17 protein-coding genes are annotated in these 17,879 nt (G+C 70.7%); all 17 read right to left on the reverse strand.

The features are described from left to right. Nucleotides 1–1,306, reverse strand: a 1,306-nt coding sequence (locus M3C17_RS11875) for a conjugal transfer protein TrbL (protein ID WP_259977969.1), incomplete at its 3' end; no start/stop codon positions are given. A 34-nt stretch (nt 1,307–1,340) separates the two neighbouring features. Continuing rightward, nucleotides 1,341–1,610, reverse strand: coding sequence for a DUF6112 family protein (locus M3C17_RS11880; RefSeq protein ID WP_045249057.1), 270 nt, complete (start codon nt 1,608–1,610; stop codon nt 1,341–1,343). Between the two features lie 71 nt (nt 1,611–1,681). Beyond that, the gene (locus M3C17_RS11885; RefSeq protein WP_259977970.1) at nt 1,682–1,948 is read right to left on the reverse strand and encodes a DUF6112 family protein; all 267 of its coding nucleotides are present in this window, start codon (nt 1,946–1,948) and stop codon (nt 1,682–1,684) included. Next, nucleotides 1,948–3,120, reverse strand: a complete 1,173-nt coding sequence (locus tag M3C17_RS11890) for a M23 family metallopeptidase (RefSeq protein ID WP_283284325.1) — start codon at nt 3,118–3,120, stop codon at nt 1,948–1,950. Before M3C17_RS11890 ends, M3C17_RS11885 begins: the two co-directional genes overlap by 1 nt. A 4-nt stretch (nt 3,121–3,124) precedes the next feature. Beyond that, a complete protein-coding gene (locus M3C17_RS11895) occupies nt 3,125–3,817 on the reverse strand; it encodes a hypothetical protein (protein ID WP_259977971.1) in 693 nt (230 codons plus the stop codon). Nucleotides 3,818–3,851: 34 nt separating this feature from the next. Next, nucleotides 3,852–4,931 carry a ParB N-terminal domain-containing protein gene (locus M3C17_RS11900; RefSeq protein WP_259977972.1) on the reverse strand — a complete coding sequence of 360 codons (1,080 nt, stop codon included), beginning with the start codon at nt 4,929–4,931 and terminating at the stop codon, nt 3,852–3,854. Further along, entirely contained in the window at nt 4,928–5,764 is an 837-nt protein-coding gene (locus M3C17_RS11905) for a hypothetical protein (protein ID WP_259977973.1), read from the reverse strand. Before M3C17_RS11905 ends, M3C17_RS11900 begins: the two co-directional genes overlap by 4 nt. A 92-nt stretch (nt 5,765–5,856) precedes the next feature. Next, the gene (locus tag M3C17_RS11910) at nt 5,857–6,273 is read right to left on the reverse strand and encodes a hypothetical protein (protein WP_259977974.1); all 417 of its coding nucleotides are present in this window, start codon (nt 6,271–6,273) and stop codon (nt 5,857–5,859) included. Continuing rightward, the gene (locus M3C17_RS11915) at nt 6,270–6,890 is read right to left on the reverse strand and encodes a DUF2637 domain-containing protein (protein ID WP_259977975.1); all 621 of its coding nucleotides are present in this window, start codon (nt 6,888–6,890) and stop codon (nt 6,270–6,272) included. Before M3C17_RS11915 ends, M3C17_RS11910 begins: the two co-directional genes overlap by 4 nt. A gap of 29 nt (nt 6,891–6,919) precedes the next feature. Then, the gene (locus M3C17_RS11920; protein WP_259977976.1) at nt 6,920–7,816 is read right to left on the reverse strand and encodes a bifunctional DNA primase/polymerase; all 897 of its coding nucleotides are present in this window, start codon (nt 7,814–7,816) and stop codon (nt 6,920–6,922) included. 173 nt (nt 7,817–7,989) lie between these two features. Then, nucleotides 7,990–9,120 carry an AraC family transcriptional regulator gene (locus M3C17_RS11925; protein ID WP_259977977.1) on the reverse strand — a complete coding sequence of 377 codons (1,131 nt, stop codon included), beginning with the start codon at nt 9,118–9,120 and terminating at the stop codon, nt 7,990–7,992. Continuing rightward, on the reverse strand, nt 9,117–10,640 hold the full coding sequence (locus M3C17_RS11930) for a multicopper oxidase family protein (RefSeq protein ID WP_259977978.1): 1,524 nt from the start codon (nt 10,638–10,640) through the stop codon (nt 9,117–9,119). The genes M3C17_RS11925 and M3C17_RS11930 overlap by 4 nt, the downstream gene beginning before the upstream one ends. Further along, entirely contained in the window at nt 10,637–11,656 is a 1,020-nt protein-coding gene (locus tag M3C17_RS11935) for a DMT family transporter (RefSeq protein WP_259977979.1), read from the reverse strand. The genes M3C17_RS11930 and M3C17_RS11935 overlap by 4 nt, the downstream gene beginning before the upstream one ends. After that, the gene (locus M3C17_RS11940) at nt 11,653–11,940 is read right to left on the reverse strand and encodes a DUF2933 domain-containing protein (protein ID WP_259977980.1); all 288 of its coding nucleotides are present in this window, start codon (nt 11,938–11,940) and stop codon (nt 11,653–11,655) included. The genes M3C17_RS11935 and M3C17_RS11940 overlap by 4 nt, the downstream gene beginning before the upstream one ends. After that, nucleotides 11,930–12,988 carry a type II glyceraldehyde-3-phosphate dehydrogenase gene (locus M3C17_RS11945; RefSeq protein ID WP_259977981.1) on the reverse strand — a complete coding sequence of 353 codons (1,059 nt, stop codon included), beginning with the start codon at nt 12,986–12,988 and terminating at the stop codon, nt 11,930–11,932. Before M3C17_RS11945 ends, M3C17_RS11940 begins: the two co-directional genes overlap by 11 nt. A gap of 38 nt (nt 12,989–13,026) precedes the next feature. Continuing rightward, a complete protein-coding gene (locus M3C17_RS11950; protein WP_259977983.1) occupies nt 13,027–14,673 on the reverse strand; it encodes an AarF/ABC1/UbiB kinase family protein in 1,647 nt (548 codons plus the stop codon). Further along, complete coding sequence (locus M3C17_RS11955) at nt 14,673–17,879, reverse strand: HAD-IA family hydrolase (RefSeq protein ID WP_259977984.1); 3,207 nt, start codon at nt 17,877–17,879, stop codon at nt 14,673–14,675. The genes M3C17_RS11950 and M3C17_RS11955 overlap by 1 nt, the downstream gene beginning before the upstream one ends.

A 17,879-nucleotide genomic window follows, 5' to 3' on the forward strand; every position in this document is an offset into this window, starting at 1 on the left:
GGGGGGTGCTCGGCGGGGTCGTGGCCGGCTCGGCGGCGTCCGCGTGTCCTCCGGCTGCGGCGGCGACGGCGTTGCCGGCCTTGGGGCCTGCGGTCGCTGCGGCGCCGGCGACCTTGGCACCGACGACGACGGCCGCACCGACCGGCCCTGCGGCGGCGGCGCCGCCGGCTGCGGCTCCACCTCCCGCCGTGGCACCGGCCCCGGCGCCTGAGCTTGCGGCGGCACCGCCGCCCGCGGCGGGCGCCGCGCCTCCGGCCGCCGCTCCGGCTCCGCCTCCGGTCGACGGCTGCCCGGTGGGCGCAGGGGGCCGGCCGCCGCCGGAGGGGCCGTCGCCGCCGTCGAGGATCTTCTTCGGGGACGCCCCGTTACCACCTCCGGTCGGCACGGGCACGGGCCTGTTCATGGCCGATTTCGCCTCCTGCTCGGCCGACATCGCGTGGTACATGTCGAACCCGACGAAGGAGATGAACTTGTACGTCATGTACGGCGCGAACGCGGCCACCAGCATGAGGACGACGCCGGCGATCGGGTCGCTGATGGAGGCGAGGTCGAGGTCGATCGGCTGGGAGACCTGGGCGATGGCGACGAGGAACACGACGACCAGGACGAGCTTGGACAGGATCAGGGCGAGCACAAAGGTCGCCCACTTGCCGAACCAGCCACGGGTCGCATCCCACGATGCTCCGGCGAGGGCGACCGGGGCGAACACGATCGCGACCAGCAGGAGGGCTTTGCGCACGAGCAGGGAGAACCACACGATGGCGGCGGCGGAGATCGCCAGGCCCGCCAAGAAGATGGTGATGATCGCCCCGACACCGGGCGCGGCGATGTTGATGCCGGCGAGCGCGCCACCCAGAAGGGCGATCTTGTCGCCCATGTCCTGCATGGAGTTGCCGGTTGCCTGGACGATGCCGATGCACAGCTGATCGGTGATCTCCAGCAGCGTCCCGGTCAGGGTGAGGGCGACGAAGGAGCCGAGCACGGATTTCGCCAGCCCGAGGGCAGCGCGCGGGAGGGCGCCGGGGTCGCGGCGGATCAGGCCGGTGATGAGCTGGAGGCAGAAGAAGACGAGCATCACGAAGATCGCGACGCCGAACAGGAGGTTGTAGACGCCGACGTACTCGGCGCCGGTGACGTCGACGAGGGTGGTGGTGTCGAACACGCCCCACACGGCTTGGAATAGCCACCCGGCGGCGGCGCCCATCGCCTGGGCGAGCCAGTCGAATGGGGCCGCGACCAGGGAGGCGACGCCCTCGCCGACGGCATCGCAGACGCTGGAGATGACGGGGATGTCGCACACGCTCATGAGCGCCGCTCCCGGTGCGCGCTCGCGCGGCTCCTCATACGCTCTGGCCCACGTTCCAGAAGAAGTTGATGAGGGTGACGCTCGCGCCGCAGATGATCGCGGCACCGCAGCTGACCAGGACGCCGACCTTGCCGCGCGAGGCCAGGTGGGGGTTGCTGCTGTTCGCGCCGAAGCCCCAGATGATCGCGGAGACGATCAGGGCCAGGACGCTCAGGATGAGACCTACCGTCATGATCGCGCCGACGATGGTGCGCAGCTGCTCGATACCGGGCAGGCCGGTGCCGTTGGGGTCGATGTCGATCACGGTGGGACTCCTTGACGTTCGCGAGGGATGTGTTCTCGCGAGTCAGGTGCGCGGCACATCCCGCCGGGGCTTCAGAGCCCGGAGCCGAGGGTGATGAGCCAGTTCAGCCAGGCGACGCCGGCTCCGGCGAGCACGGCGGTGCCGATCGCGACGAGCAGCCCGGTTCGGGCGCGTGTGGCGGTTTGGTAGTTACCGTGCGAGGCGGCGAGCGCCCAGGTGATCGCGCAGACGACGAGCATCAGCACGGCGATGACGAGCACGAACATCAGCAGGGCGCCGATGACTTGGGGCAGGTCCGCCGCGCTGGCGGTGGCGCCGAAGTCGGGGAACACGTCCATCAGGCAGCCTCCGGGCTCGGCCTGCATGCGGAGGTGCTGGCGGCGTCCAGGTCGAGCGCGCCGCGCTCGGCCAGCCACGGCTCCGAGTCGACGGCGGTGCCGCCCCCGCCGCCTTCGCGGATCTCGAAGTGCAGGTGCGGGCCGGTGGACTGTCCGGAGGAGCCGACGTCGCCGATGTGCTGCCCGGCGCTGACCGTCTGCCCGTTGGCGACATAGATGCCGTTCTCCCACATGTGCGCATAGGCTGAGGCGACCCGCTGCCCGCCCACGGTGTGCTCGATGACGATGAGCCCGCCGTAACCACCGGAGTAGCCGGCGTGGGTGACAATGCCGTCGGCGATCGCGAATATCGGGGTGCCGTCGGCGGCGGCGAAGTCGGTGCCGGTGTGCATCGACCGCTCGCCGGTGATCGGGTGAACACGCATCCCGAATGGGTCGGTGCGCACCCATGTCCCGGTCGGAAGCGGGAACACGACCCTCGTGGTCTCGGGCACGATCGGCGTGGCCGAACCGCCTCCGCCTCCGCGCGGCAGCGCGGTCAGCACACGCAGGATCGTCTCGGCGACGGGTCGGTAGTTCTGATAGCGATCCGGGTAGGCGCTGACCTCGACTGCCTGCGCCGCCTCGCCGGGGTCCATCTGCTGCCAGCCGGGGATGTCGAGCAGACCCCTCGGGCTCGGGTAGTTGGGGCCGTCCGGCCCGCCGTAGAACGCGCGCGCCTGGTAGTCGGGGTCCATCAGCTCGGCGACGGTTCCCCACCCGGAGGCGGGCCGCATCTGGAACAGGCCGAGGCTGTCGTGGTCGGCCCCGTTGCCGTCGTTCGGGTAGTCGCCGGACTCGGGGTAGGCGCCGGTGTTGGCGAGCATCCGCAGCCGGGACTCGGTGAGCGCCGCCATCAGGGCGATGACGACGCCGGGCGCGCCCACGCCGCTGGTGCGCCCGCCGACCGTGATGATCGTGGCCGCATGGGTCAGTTGCGTGCGCGTCAGCGTGATCGAGGTGCCGTCGGCTGCGGTGGCAGTCAGCTCGTCGGGGATGGCCCCGACCGTCAGGGAGCCGGGCAGGCACGCTGCAGCCTGGGCGGCGGGGGTCATCAGCAGTCCGACCGCCAGCAGCGCCGGGGAGGGGCCGACGAAGATCAGCAGCGCGAGGGTGATGGCAAGCTTCTTCATGCCGTCACCGCAGCGGGTTGTCGAGCTGGGACAGGCGCAGCAGTCGGCACGGCCCGGTGGAGAACTCCGGCGCGGGCGGCGAACACACGATGAACGCGGTGAACGCGACCGGATGCTCGGAGGTGATCTGCTGCCCGTTCCAGATGCCGGTGCGGTGCCGGGTCGCGTCGATCGTGAACGCCGTGGTGCCCGGCAGCAGTTGGCCGGGGCGGGCCTGCGCGAGCGCGTCAGCCCAGCCGTCCGGGACGCCGATGCTGTCGATGGTGAGGCTCTGCCTCGTGGCGTAGCCGCGCAGCTGCGCCCACGCCGAAGTCGTCGGCAAGTAGCCGGCGATGTCGGAGGCGAGGCCGTTCTGCTCCCCGGTGGTCGTCTCGGCGGCCTCCAGCAGCACGTCGGCGATGTCCAGCGGTCCGTAGCTGGCGCCGGCGTCCCAGGTGAACAGGGTCGCCGCGACCGAGCGGGCGAACCGCTCGGGGTCGTGCGTGAGCCGCAGCGCGGCGGGCTCGTCCGCGGCGGGGAATGTCTCGACCGGGGCAGCCGTGGATGAGGTGCTCGGCGGCGGGTCGACTGGGGCGTCGCGGCGGGGACCGGCCAGCAGCCCGTACACGCCGACGCCGGCCAGGATCAGCAGCAGGCCGGCGGCGACCAGCGCAAGGATGACGCGTAGCCGGCGTCCGGGTCGAGGGGTCAGCTCCATGCTGTCCAGGTGCGCGGGGCGTCCCCGCGCACGGTCACAGCGCGATCAGGCGACGCGTGCGCGCCGAGCGCATCTGCTCGGCCAGCTCGTTCAGCGCGTCGAGGACGGCCTCGAACTCGGCCCACTGTTCGTCGTCGAGCGTGGCGGCGAGTTCAGCCGGATCGAAGTGCGACGTGAAGCCGGCCAAGTCATCGACCGTGGCGACGAACACCCGCACTGGATAACGCGCCGGCTCGTCCTGCCCCTGCCCTGGGACCGGGTGCGGCCGGCCCGGTCGGCGCTTGGTGGCGGCACGGACACGGGCCAGGGTGTCGGCAGCGACCCGCTCCAGCTCCGCTGCGCGCACGGTGGATTGCTGGCCGCGCAGCCGCGCCAGCGCACGGGCCGCCGCGTCACGCACGCCGCCGGGCTCGGTGTCGTCCTCGGCCAGGCGCTCCAGCTCGGCGAGGGACTGCTCGGCCTGCGCGCGCCGGTAGGCCGGGCTGACGGGTCCGCCCTGGCCGATCGCGTCCAAGCCGGCCTGGGCGCGCTCGCGCACGGACGCCGGCTGGGCGTCGTCGGCGGCCAGCTCCTCCAAGCGTCCGATCTGCTCCAGCTTCGTGTACCCCTTCTTGCCGGTGACCATCAGCGCCGCCCGCTCACGGACGTCCCCCGCCTCCCCGTGCGGTGCCGTCGATTCGACGGCACCGTCTGACCTGGGGTTTCTTCCTTCGGAGGTGAACCGGGTGGCCTCCTGGCGGCGTGCGGCGTCCGCGGCGAGCTCGGCGCGCAGCTCCCGGTACAGCGACGCTTTCTCCAGGTCGGTGTAGTCCAGGCGCAGCTGGTTCTCGTCCTGCTCGGCCAGCAGCAGAGAGAGCTTGTCGGAGATCCCGGTGCGCACCCACACGTTCACGGTCTTCAGCCCGAGGTACTGCGCTGCCAGGTAGCGGCGCCCGCCGCAAATCAGTAACCCGTCGGGGGTGATCGTCAGCGGGTGCAGGAACCCTTGCCGGCGGATCGACTCGGCCAGGCCGGGGATGTCGCCCTGCTCTTGCCGGTGCCGGTAGCCCATGCGGATCGCGTCGAGCGACCATTCCAGTTCGATGTGTCCCGCGGTCGGGTCGCTCGCGCTCATGTCAGCTCGCCACCGCGCACGGTGATCGGGTTGGCGAGGATGATCGTCAGCGCCAGGTCGTCGTCGGCGGCGATCTCGGCGACCGGATACCCGCGGGTCAGACGCAGCAGCACCCCGCGGCCGGTGTTCGTGGCCACCAGAGTCGGGTCAGGGCTACCAAGCACGACGCGTAGCAGCGTCGTCCACGACACCCGCGGCATATCCAGCAGCGCGCGGGCGTGCTTGTCCCGACGCAACGACTCGTAGGCAGCCCGCCGCGATCCGGTCTCGATGAGCCGTCCGCTGATGTACTCGATCGCCGCGCGGGTGACGTCCTCGGGCCAGTCCAACGCGACGAACAAGGCGATGGTCTCCTCGAGGGCGCGGCGGGCCTGCTCGGAGCGGTCGTCGCTCTCGTCGTCCGTGTCCTCGGGCGCCTCGACGCGGAACGCCGGGTGGTACTCGGTGATCGAGGTCTCCCGGTCGGAGAACCGCTCGGCCTCATGGAAGCCGGAGTATTCTGCGCGTCGCGCCTGATGGGTGGAGCACAGCATCCCGGCGGCCTGCTCGTCGGCCTTCAGGGTGATGTCCACGGCGCGGGTGACAACCGCCCAGGGGTCGTCGGCGCCGCGCACCGAGGACGTGCGCATCGCATCGAACGCGGCCGGGGCTGCGTCCTCGGGCTCCTGGCGGTGCTTGCGGGCCAGGCCCGCGTACTTGCGGATCGTGTACTGCATCAGCGCCGCCGCCTCCGGGTCGGTGCGCCAGGCGCCGGGGCCGGCGTCGTGCAGGCGGACGAGCAGGACGCGAAGTCCCTCGCTCGTGGCGAACGCGGGCTGAGTGGTTTGCAGCATGATCGGGCACCTCCTGTACGTCAGGCAGGTACACGGACGCTCCCCAGCGGCCGGCCGGACGCTGGGGAAGCGGTGCATGCTGGGGCTCCGGCCTACTTCAGCTCGAGGGGTTCGAGCGAGGTCTGTGCGGCCGGGGTGTTCACACCGAACGCGGTCACCGGGGCGAGCCGGTGCGAACGCCGCGCGATCCCGCGACGGGACACCGCGACTGCGTTCGACGGCAGCCGGCGGGTCCGGCGTGCCAACTCCGCCTGGAAGTCGATGCCCCGGCCCGAGGCGCGCCCGCTCAGGCTGACGAACAGATCGGTCGGCCGCACCCACGCGACCGTGCTGCGCCCCGTCGCCGCATCCGGAGCCGGTCCCGGAACGGCCTGACGGGATGGGTCGCCATGCACCGCGAACTCGGAGACGTCCGGCTCTGGCCGCTCGATGGGGGCGCGGGTCGGCTGCGAGCCGGCCTCACGCGATTTGTCGTGAGGCGGCTGCGCGTCTCGGATCGCGTCGCTCATGGTTGCGTTCCTTCCGTGTCGGCGGTCGCGGTGATGGCTATCGGAGAGGTACGCGCTCCGAGCCATCGTCCGACAGTCGAGGGATGCACGCCGATGTGCCGGGCGATCCGCTTGTTCGACCAGCCCTCATCCCGCAGCACCACCGCGAGCTCCCGCCCGGACGTCGGCGGGTCCGTCTCCGCGACCGGCTCGACCTCGACGGCGAGCGCGGGCTCGGCGACGCTCTGCTCGGACGGGCCGGCCGGGCGCGCGCGGGTGAGGACGACGGTGAGATGGGTGATCGCCAGCAGCACCAGCGGCGGCACGGCGGCCACGGAGGCGGCGAGCACCGCCGGCACGTCGGCATCGGCGGCGACAATCGCGTGGATCGCGTTCGCGGTGACCGACACGAGCGCCCCGGCCATCAGCAACAACCACGGATACCAGGCCGTTCGCTGCCCGGCCAGGGCGACGACCGCGACCGTGGCGACGACGATGATGCCGTCCACGATGAGCGGCCACGCCCACGCCTGCGCGTCGTCGATCCCGGAGCGGCGCGCCAGATCCGCCAGCGCCGTGAAGGACAGCCAGAACGCGCCGATCGCGATGAACACCGTGCCTGCGATGGCGGTGCCCACAACGAATCGCCGCACCTGGGGCTGACCGTTCACAAGGCCGCCCGGATCGAGGGCTGCACAGCGACCGGGGACATTCCGGCAGGCACGGGCCGGGCCGCGGCCTGCGGGTGTGCGATGCGATACGCGGAGCGGATCGTCGTAGTGATCTCGGGAACCGGCAAGCCGGCGCGTTCGGCGGCCGGCCCAAGGACGGCGTGGGCGTCGGCGGAGGGGACGCCGGCCTCGGCGGCGCGGCACGCGGCCCAGAACAGGGCACGGTTGCGTTCGCCCTCACCGCGCGCGGCAACCCAGCGTGCCAGCCGATCGGGGTCGAGGTCTCCGACGCGCTCCCGCGGCCCCGCCCACGGGACCGGCTCGGGGCGCGGGTCCAGCAGCTCCCGCAAGGCGCGCGCGTCGACCGGCGCGCCGTCGGAGGTCGCGGTGGCGACCACCGTATAGGAGCGCTTCCCAGCCCGCCCGATCACCGTTGAGGGCGGCACGACGATGTAGCCGCCGTCGCCACGGAAGTCGATGTGCGCGGCCGGCGCCTGCCAGGAACGGTGCGGATCGTCCGGGCTTGCCGGGTAGTAGGCGTGCAGCCCGCCGGACGGGGTGCGCACGAGCGCGGCCCATCCGTCGACCAGGCCCTCGCGCTGCGCTCGCCCGAACGCGACGTATCCGGTTCCGGCCGGGTGGACGTCGACGTCGACCACCTCGAAGCCCGAGACCGCGCCGGTCGGCACGCCGATGTTCGCGGTCGGCCAGCGCCGCCACCACGCGGCCACCTGTCGCAACTCGGCGCTCGCGTCATGGAACCCGTGCTCGGTGCGCGGCTCCTTCCCCAGACGCCGGCACGGGAAGACGGGGACGCCGGCCTGGGCGAACGACCTCGCCGCATCCGACAGCGGCATCGCCGCGGCGGCGCGTAGCACGACGCCGATGTCCATAGCCGGCCTCCTCCCTACGCCCCCGATACCAGGGCTCGCTTCATGGCTTGCGACCATGAGGTGCGCGAGGTTCACCACGCAGCAGGCAGACGGACGATCAGCGAGTACGCCCGTCAGGTGCAGCGGTGAACCTGACGTATCAACCCGGCCTACCGGGAGGGCGCAGAGATCGTCTAGGAAAGCCGCCGAATGTGCGCGTCGCGGCGCGAATCACGCGACACCGCACGAGTTACGGGCTCAAGGACCGGAGTGAGGGCGCACACACCACGGCACGACTCGCACGGCATGGCGCCGGTGCAAGAAGGGTGCGGATGCCGCCGGTACTGCGTGGGGGTGATTCCGAAGCGCTTGCGGAACCATACTGCCGCAACTCGCGCGTCGTTCCATCCGACTTGCCGGGATGCATCGGCGATCGGCAGGTCGGTTTCCTCGATCAGTCGCGTGAACTCCGTCAGGCGGGTCTCGATGAGGAACCGCATGGGGGCGACACCGACCTGCTGGGTGAAAACGCGTGTGAGATGGGCGCGGGAGACGGCCACCTCCGCGGCGAGCCTGCCGACCGTCCACGGCTCGGTCATGCGCGAGCGCAGCAGGACGACCGAGCGGCGCACGGGGCGAGCGATTGGCGGCTGCGCGAGCCGGCCGCGCACCGGGAGGACGAACCTCTCGGGCACGGCGCCGTCGTCGGCGAGCAGCGTCGGTAGGGCAATCTCGACGGCGCGGGAAAACAGAGAGATCAGTCGGGTGGTCGCGACCTCCGGTGGCGCGGTCTCGTTCACGAGGCTGATCTGGCGCCACAGCGGTTCGATGCGGTGCAGGATGTCCACGCCAGGCTGCAGCACGAGTGCCGAGCCGTCCCAGGCGTCAGGATGCACGCCCGGACGGACGCGCGTGGTGTCGGCGAGCACCCATCGCATGTGGGAGCGGAGGAAGGACTCGTCGAAGTAGAGCGTCCATAGCCGCACAGTCGGGTCTGGGCGCACTGAGCACCACATGCCGGCCCCGAGAGCCATCGCGTAGCCCGGTGTCAACTCGTGGATGCCTGTGGCTGTCTCAATATGTGCGGCGCCCTCGAGGACGTGGACGATCTTGGCGTGCCCAAACACGGCGCGGTGGATGCGTTCGGCGCGGACGCTCTCCACCGCCGACAACGGCGGACCGGCCGGCCGGCCAATAACGTAGCCGCGGCCGGTATCGTCACGATCCCGCAGGGGTGCGACCGCATCCCGTCCGATCAATGGCGCCGTCACGCGTTCATCGACACGACCAGTTCCGTGGCCTCCGGAAGGTTGCGCCGTGGTCACGCCCGATAGCCGATGACAGTGGTCATGCCGGTTTCGGCGTGGTAGATGTTGTGGCAGTGGGCGACCCAGAGACCTGGGTTGTCAGCGTCGAAGTCGACGGTGAGGGTCTGCTTGGGCAGGACGATCGAGGTGTCTTTCCGCGGGCCGCCACCTTCATGCTGGTAGGTGTGACCGTGTAGATGGAATGGGTGCCACATCTCGGTGTCATTAGTGATCGTGAACCGGACGCGTTCGCCTTCGCGGATCTCGTGCGCGCCGTCGAGGGGCTGATTCATATCGAACCGTCGCCCGTCGATGCCCCAGTCGTATTCGGCCATACCTCCGGTGAGAGTGATCGCCACGGTCCGATCGGGCTGCCGTGAGGACAGCGCAACGCTGCTATCTGACGTCAGCAGCTGTGCGGTCCCGATCCGGCTGCTAGTGAGCTCCGGGATGCTCACATCGGCCGTCGGTGCTGCCGCGGCGCTGCCGGTGCGGATGACGGCGAAACCGCGATCGCGTTTGCCCTCGGCCTGAGCGATGAGGGGGAACGCGCCGTCATCCAGGGTAATGATCGCGTCGTAGCGTTCGCCCATGCCGATGAGGATGCTGTCGACTTCGACCGGTTCCACGGGGAATCCGTCGGTATGGGTGATGGTGAGCGTGTGACCGCCGATGGCGATGCGGAACGCGGTGTCGCTGCCGGCGTTGATGATCCGCAGCCGCACCTTCTCGCCGGCCCGCCCGGTGAACTGGGTCGGGTCGGCGGGGGGCTTCCCGTTGACGAGGTAGAGGGGATAGTAGACGTCGCCGGCGTCGCCGCCGAGCAGGTCGGAGGTGGCGCCCATGAGGGTGTTGCCCATCCGCATGAACATGTCGCCCATCCCGCCCATGTCGCCCATCCCGGCGGACAGCTCGTCAAGGACGTCGTCGGGGGTGGCGGTGACGCCGTCGAGCCAGTCGTCGAGGATGATGACCCACTCGTCCTCGTACCCGCCGGGCTCGGCGGGGTCCTCGACGATCAGCGCCCCGTACAGGCCACGGTCCAGCTGCACCCCGACGTGGGGGTGAAACCAGTAGGTGCCGGGATCGGGCGCGATGAACTCGTAGTCGAAACTGGCCCCGGCCTTGATGGGCTGCTGGGTGACCGGCGGGACGCCGTCCATGTCGTTGCGCAGCGCGAGCCCGTGCCAGTGCACGGAGGTGTCCGCCTCGAGCTGGTTCCGGACGGTGGCCTTCAGAGTGTCTCCGGCGCCGAGACGGATCACGGGCGCCGGAACAGACCCGAACGCCCAGGTCGGCGCGGTCGCCCCGGCTAGGTCCAGCACGGTCGGGGCGGCGGTGAGGGTCGCGGTGGTGACCTTCCCGGTGCCGCCGCGGCGCCGCTCGGCGCCTTGGACCTGGGCGCCGTCGGGCTGCACCCAGTTCGCCGCCGGCGCGCAGGATGCCAGCGCGACCGTCGCGACGGCGCCAATGCTGACGCCGAGGAACCCTCGCCGAGTTAGGAGGAAGCGGGGGCGTGGGGCGGGCGACGGGTTCATCGTTGTTTCCTTTCCGGCCGGGAGCGCGGGCCGTGGTTTTCGTCAGGGAGGCCGTCCGGGTCGGACGTCGCATGATCGGCGGAGGCTCGTGGGGCACGATTGCCGGTTGCCGTGACGGCCGAGGGCTCTGAGCGCCTGGATCCGATGGCGAGCAACGCCATTGCGATAAGCACGATCACGGTCCCGATCCAGCCCCACAGGCCCGGGTCCTCGCGCAGGATCAGCAGCGACAGCAGGATCCCGAAGACCGGCACGAGCAGCGTCCACGCGGCGAGGAGGTCGAGCCGGGCACGTCCGATCTCGGTGAACCAGGCGACCGTGGTGGCGGCGGTGCCGACCAGTGATAGGAACAGCAGGGTGAGGATGAACCGGATGTTCCAGTCGATCGTGGGCGGCCCTTCTGTGACGGCTGCGGTGCCGGCGAGGATCGCACCTCCGATGAGCAGCTGAGCTGCCGCCACGATTCGGACGTCTGCGTGCACGATCCGGCCGATGAGGGTGCCTGCGGTGATCGCGGCGGCGGACGTCAGTGAGAGCCACGCTCCGGTGCCGAGCCCGGAGGGAAGGACGATGATGAGTAGGCCGGTGAAGCCCAGGCCGATCGCGGCGATCGCGGCCGGGGTGGGACGCTCGCGGTAGAGCCACCACGCGGGCAGCAGGATCAGGATCGGCTGCGCGTTGGCGAGCACCGTGGCGATCCCGGTCGACAGTCCGGTGGCGGCGACGAACATCGTCGCGAATGCCAGGGCGATGTTCACCAGTCCGAGGCAGCCGATCAGTGCCCATGTCTTCGGGTCGCGGGGAAGAGGTGCCCGCTGGATGCCGGCGACGGTTGCCAACGCGACCCCGGCGATGAGGGCTCTCAGTGCCGCGAGCCACAGCGGCGGGGCGTCTTGCAGGCCGACGGTGATCGCGACGAAGCACGACCCCCAGGCGAGCGTCACCCACAGCATCCGCAGCGGTCGGGGATGCCCGTGCCGGCTGGCGTGCGCGAGGGGGCGGACGACGGTGTTCACGACGAGTCTCGCGTGTCGATACCGCTGTCGCCCCCGTGGCGCCGATGATCCGAGTCGTGGCCGCCGGTGTGGTGGCGGTGGCCGAACAGGTGCATGGCGGCCATGCCGATGATCGCGACGTAGGGCAGCACTGCGACGACGTGGGGAAGGTGGTCGATGAACAGGTAGATCGCGATCCCGAGCACGGAGATCCCGATGATCAGCCACGCCGTCACAGGCATCCGTCGCCGCGGGCCGCCTTCGCCGGGATGGTCGGCGGAGTGCGGTTGGTGATCACCGGTCATGGCCTGGCTCCGCCGCCGCTGTGAGGAAGTCCTGGCGCATGCCGAGGCTCTCGTCGGTGAGGCGGATCGAGGTCGCGGCGTCGGGGACGGTGCCCGTCAGCGCGCGGATCGCGTCGATCGTCTCGGGCACGACGATGGCCTCGTTGTAGACCTGGTAGGCGAGGTAGGCCTCGCTGCCGTTCACGGTGACCAGGTCCTCCCACACCGCGACCTCCCACATGTCTCCCCGGGGGCGGCCGAGATCGCGCATCAGCTCGACGGTGGAGTTGAGGGCGACCAGGCCGTCGGACATCCGGATGAACGCGATGCGGGGCGCGGCGCGCAGAGCGTCCAGCACCTCGTCGCGGGTCGCCTCCCGGGTCAGCTGCAGCGTCCAGTAGTGGCTGTGGGTCTGCGTGTGGGCGCCTTTGGCGGCGATGGTGACGACATCGAGTCCGGGGAGCACGGTCTGTGCGTCGGGGCCCTGATGAGAGGGGATGGTCGGTTCCGGGACCATCGTGTTCATGACCCCGCCCAGGTGCGACTCCCACGGATCGGTGGCGCGGCGGATGAGCACCCCACGGGCGCGCAGCAGGAGTCCGGCCGCATCCAGCGCGCCGAGGATCCGCACGATGCTGGTGGTGTTGCAGGAGACCACCCGGGTGCTGTCCCTGCCGATGGCGCTGGCGTAGTTGGCTTGGGCGACGAAGGAGTGGCCGGTGGTGGAGTGGGACTCGCCGCCTTGGAGGACCACCTTGACGCCGAGGGCGCGGTAGCGCTCCAGGTTCCCCGCTGCCACATGCTTGGGGGTGGTGTCGACGACCACGTCGCACTGCGCGAGAAGGTCGTCGAGCACTCCCCGTGCGGTCACGTCGGCGGCCCGCATGGCCTGCTGCGCCTCGATGGTGGAGGCGAACACGGGCAGGCGGTTCGCTGCGGACTTGATCCGCCAATCGGTGGCGATGTCCGCGACGCCGACCAGGTCCATGTCCGACTGCAGCAGGACCGCGTCGGCGACGCGCTTGCCGATGACGCCGTAGCCGTTGACACCGACTCGAATGGTGTTCATGTGCGTGCCTTTCTGATGAGGGATGGGAACCGCGGCGGTCATCGCCGTCGCCGCGTGGTCCAGAGCAGGTAGCCGCCGAGTGCGGTGACCACGCTCGCGCCGGCGCCGATCATGACGCCTTCCCGCGAGCGCCATCTCGTGTTCCCGCTGACGAGTTCGCCGATGCCGTTGATCAGGGCGGCGGTGATCATGCCGGCGATCAGGCGATTGCCGATCCGTTCAGCCCGTCCCACGAGCGGTTCCAGTTCGGCCGCGCGCAGGTGCACCTCGAGGCCGCCGTTCTCCAGCACCCGCCGGAGCTGCTTGAGCGTTCCGGGCAGCTCGAGCAGCAGTGCTCCGGCATCCGCGGATGCCTGTGCCCAGCGTTTCGCCAGGGCGGGGAGGGAGAACTGTCGCTGCACGATCCGCTCCGAGAAGGGGGTGAGCGCCTGCAGCATCTCGAACTCGGGGTCGAGCCGTGCCGCCAGTGCCTCGCCCATCATCAGGACCTTGAACAGCAGAGCGGTCTGCTGCGGCAGCTGGAGGTGGTGGTGTCGCAGCAGGGCGAGCAGCTCTCCGAGCAGGTGGCTGAGGTGGATCTCGGACAGGGGACGTCCGAGATACCGCGACACGAAGACGTCCAGGGAGCGGCCTAGCTCGCCGCGGTCGGAGGTGTTCTTGGTGATCGAGAGCGCGAGCAGGGCGGTGGCGAGCGCGTTGGAGTCTCCGCGGGTGAAGGCGAGCAGCACGTCGGAGAGCTGCTCGGTGACCTCTTCGTCGAGTTGGCCGACCATGCCGAAGTCGATGAGGGCGATGGATCCGTCGGTTTGGATGAACAGGTTGCCCGGGTGCGGGTCGGCGTGGAAGAAGCGGTTCTCGAAAACCATGGTGAGGATGAGGTCTGCGCCTCGCCTGGCCAGCTGGTTCCGGTCGATGCCGGCCGCGTCCAGGGCGGGCAGGTCGTCGACTCGGATGCCGTGCATCCGTTCCAGGGTCAGCACGCGTGACGTGGTCGTCTCCCAGAACACCTGGGGGACGGCGACGTCGGGTGAGTCGGCGAAGTCGGCGGCGAACCGCTCCGCGTTCCGGCCCTCCTGCAGATAGTCGAGCTCGGCGCGCAGCGTGCGGGAGAACTCCTCGACGATGCCCGGCAGGTTGTACTGGCGGGCGGCATCCCACCGCTTGTCGGCGCGCTCGGCGAGGTTCTGCAGGATCTCCAGGTCTTCGTGGATCTGGGCGACCGCGCCGGGTCGGCGGACCTTCACGACGACCTGGGTGCCGTCGTGAAGGGTCGCAGCGTATGCCTGCCCGATCGACGCGGCGGCCAGCGGTTGCGGGTCGAACTGTGCGAAGAGCTGTTCGGGGTCCGCGCCGAGCTCCTCGCGGATCACCGCCTTCATCGGCTCCCAGGCCTCGGGCGGCGCGGCGTCCTGAAGCTTGACCAACTCGGCGAGGTAAGCGGCGGGCAGCAGGTCGTTGCGGGTGGACAGCAGCTGGCCGAGTTTGATGAAGGTCGGTCCGAGCTCCTCGAGGGCGAGTCGGAGGTGTTCCGGACTGGTGTAGGGCTCGTCCCGGCGCGCATGCCCGAGAACGCCTTTGTTGAAGGGAATCCACTTCTCCAGCCCGAGCAGCCCGAGGCCGAGCCCGAGTCCGTGGTGCTCGAGGATGGTGGCGATGCGCCGATACCGGCTCCGATGCGTGCTCATCAGTCGAGGCCTCCTTCGCGGTTGGTCGCGTCGCGGGCCGAGGTGCCCGGGCCGATCGCGAACGTCTTGGTCTGTCCGGCCGAGAGCGGCACGGCGACCGCGCCGACGCGCACGTGGATCGCGGGTGCTGAGCCGGCGTGCACGCGAAGCTCCAGGCTGCGGTCACGGAGCATCACGTCGACGAGGTGGCCGCGGTATCGGATCTGGAACCCGACCCGGGTGAGGTTCGGCGGCAGTCGGGGGGCGAAGACGAGCTCGTCGTCACCGAGGGCCATGCCGGCGAAGGAGCGGACGGGCAGGTCGATGGTGCCGGCCATCGCGCCGAGGTGGATCCCTTCGCGGGTGGTGCCGCCCTGGGAGTCGTCGAGATCGGCGATCAGCGCCTCGCGGAACGCGATCCAGGAGCGGGACGGGTCGATGCCGGCCAGGACGGAGGCGTTCACGACTCGGCTGAGCGTCGACCCGTTGGCGGTGCGCGCGAGGTAGTACTCGACCGTGCGGGTCAGGTCCTGCTCGGAGAACGGGTAGCCGAGCGTGGCGAGTTGCGCCCGGAGCCCGTCGTGACCGAGCAGGTAGACCAGCATGACGACGTCGGGCTGCTTGGCGAGCTTGTACCGGTTGGTGCTGTCGTTCTCGGACTCGAGGATGAGATCGAGCCGGCCGATGTTCCCGTACTCCTCGCGGTAGTGGTCCCAGTCCAGCTCCTGCAGGCTCTCGTAGCCGTCGAACTGGGTGAGGATGCCGTCGCGGTGGAACCCCACCGCCAGTCGTGTGCTGAGCCGGGCCCATCCCGCGATCTCCTCGTCGGTGACGCGGAGCCGGTCGCGGAGGCCCTCGCCGCGGTGCCCGTGGAGCAGGGCGAGTGTCCGGGCCGCTCGCGTGGCGACCCACGAGGCGAGGACGTTGGTGTACGTGTTGTCGCGCAGGCCGCTGCCGGGAGCGTCCGGGGCGCCGTCGTGGAACTCGTCGGGTCCCATCACCCCGGCGATGTGGAAGCGGTCGGTGGCAGTGTCGTGCTCGGCGAGCGAGGCGAACAGGCGGGCGACCTCGATGATGAGCTCGCCGCCGCGTTCGGCGAGCCACTCGAGGTCGCCGGTGGCCTGGTAGTGCTGCCAGGCGTTGTAGGCGATGGCGAGGCCGACGTGGCGTTGACGGTGGGAGTTGTCCGGCATCCACCGACCGGAGCGCGGGTTGTAGAGCGCCTCGGGCGTCTCCTCGCGACCGTCGCTGCCGCTCTGCCAGGGGAAGAGAGCTCCGCGGAGTCCGGCGGCGGTCGCCGCGGCGCGGGCGGCGTCCAGTCGCCGCCAGCGGTAGTCGATCAGCGCCCGGCTGATCTCGGGCGTGCGCAGAGCGATCACGGGCAGGACGAACACCTCGTCCCAGAAGACGTGCCCCCGATACCCCTCGCCATGCAGGCCGCGGGCGGGCACCCCGGCGTCGAGCTCGACGGTGTGCGGCGAGAGGGTCTGGAGCAGGTGGAAGACGTGCAGGTTCAGGATGAGTCGGCTGTGCGTGTCGGCGTCCAGGGTGACCGCGAAGCGTTCCCAGAGTCGCCGCCACGCCGCCGCGTGGCGTTCCCGCAGCGCCTCGACGTCGCCACCGCGCTCGGTGAGCAGGGTCAGGGCGGCACCACCCGGCTCGCTGATCGCCCGATCGTGGGAGGTGTAGATCGCGGCCGTCTTGGTGAGGGTGACCGGTCGACCCTGCTCCAGAGGGATGCGGAACTCCCGGGTGGGCTGCGATGGCGTGTCGATGCGGTGATCGGTCGCGCTGTCGGTTCCGGTGAGGGTCGTGCGGACGGCGGTGGCGATGTGGACCCGGCTCTGTCGGGTCCGCACCTCGCAGAGGGTGGTGTCGCCGACGTGGCGGAACGTCGGCTGCGTGAGGTGGGTGGCGTCCGATCCGAGGTACGCGGCCACGTTGCTGTTGCGCACCCCGGCGTCGATCCCGGCGCGGAGGGTGACCGTGCCGCTCCAGTCGGGGGCGGTGAGCGTGGTCTCCAGCACGGCCAGGTGAGGTTCGTCCAGGGAGGTGAACGTCGTCTGCACGAAGTCGAGTCGATCCCCGTTCCCAGCGGTGAGGACCGCGCGGCGGACGACCAGGCCGCGGCGCAGGTCGAGCTCGCGTTGTTCGCTGTGCGTCACGACCTGGCCGGTGGACAGCCACGGCCCGTCTCCGATGCGGAGGTCCACCGGAAGCCAGTTGGGCGTGTTGACGAGATGCTCCTCCTCGAGCTCGCGCCCGTGGATGGTGCTCGCCAGTCGGTTGTACACGGCGGCGAGGTAGGTGCCGGGATAGTGGATGCCGTCGTCGTGGTGCTCGGGCCGGGCGCCACGGGTGGCCAGGTAGCCGTTGCCCAGCGCGGTGAGCGCCTCCCGGTGCCCTTCGTGCGCGGGGTCGAAGCCGTCGTAGACCAGCTGCCACGGATCCGTGGTGGAGACGCCCAGGTCGAGCTCGGCGACATCGGCCAGGACGAGGTCGGCGCCCGCGGCCTCGAGCTGCTCCCGCGCTCCGGCGCGGTCGATGCCGACGACGAAGCCGAAGCCTCCGCGCCTCGCGGCCGCTACGCCGGCGACCGAGTCCTCGACGACCGCGGTGCGGGCCGCGGCGACACCCAGTCGCCGGGCCGCCTCCACGAACATGGCGGGATCCGGCTTGCCTTTCAGGTGGTGCGTGAGCGCGATCCGGCCGTCCACCACGGTGTCGAAGCAGCCGGCCAGTCCTGCGGCGGCGAGCATCTGCTGCGCGTTCCGGCTCGCGGTGACCAGCCCGACCGGCACGGCCGCGTCCCGCAGGCGATGCAGCAGCGCCGCCGTGCCCGGATAGACCCGCAGCCCACGGGTGTCCAGCTCCGCCAGGAACAGCTCGTTCTTGCGCGCCGCGAGCCCCGCGATCGTCCACGCCGTTGGTGGGTCGTCGGGATCTCCGGCGTCCAGGGCGATCCCACGGGCCGTCAGGTACGCCGATACCCCGTCCTCGCGGGTTCGCCCGTCCACATAGCGGCGGTAGTCGGCGACCGGGTCGAAGGTCGTCTCGGGGTCGTCCACCTGCACACGCGGGTCTCGCAGCACCTCGTCGAACAGCTGCTTCCACGCGGCGGCATGGATCGCGGCGGTGTTCGTGACCACCCCGTCCATGTCGAACAGCACCGCGTCGTAGACGGCATCGAGGTGGTGAGTCCCGTGCTCTGCGGGCCGCGGAGTCAT

Origin of the sequence: Microbacterium sp. p3-SID336 (assembly GCF_025143365.1) — a bacterium.
GTDB lineage: Bacteria > Actinomycetota > Actinomycetes > Actinomycetales > Microbacteriaceae > Microbacterium.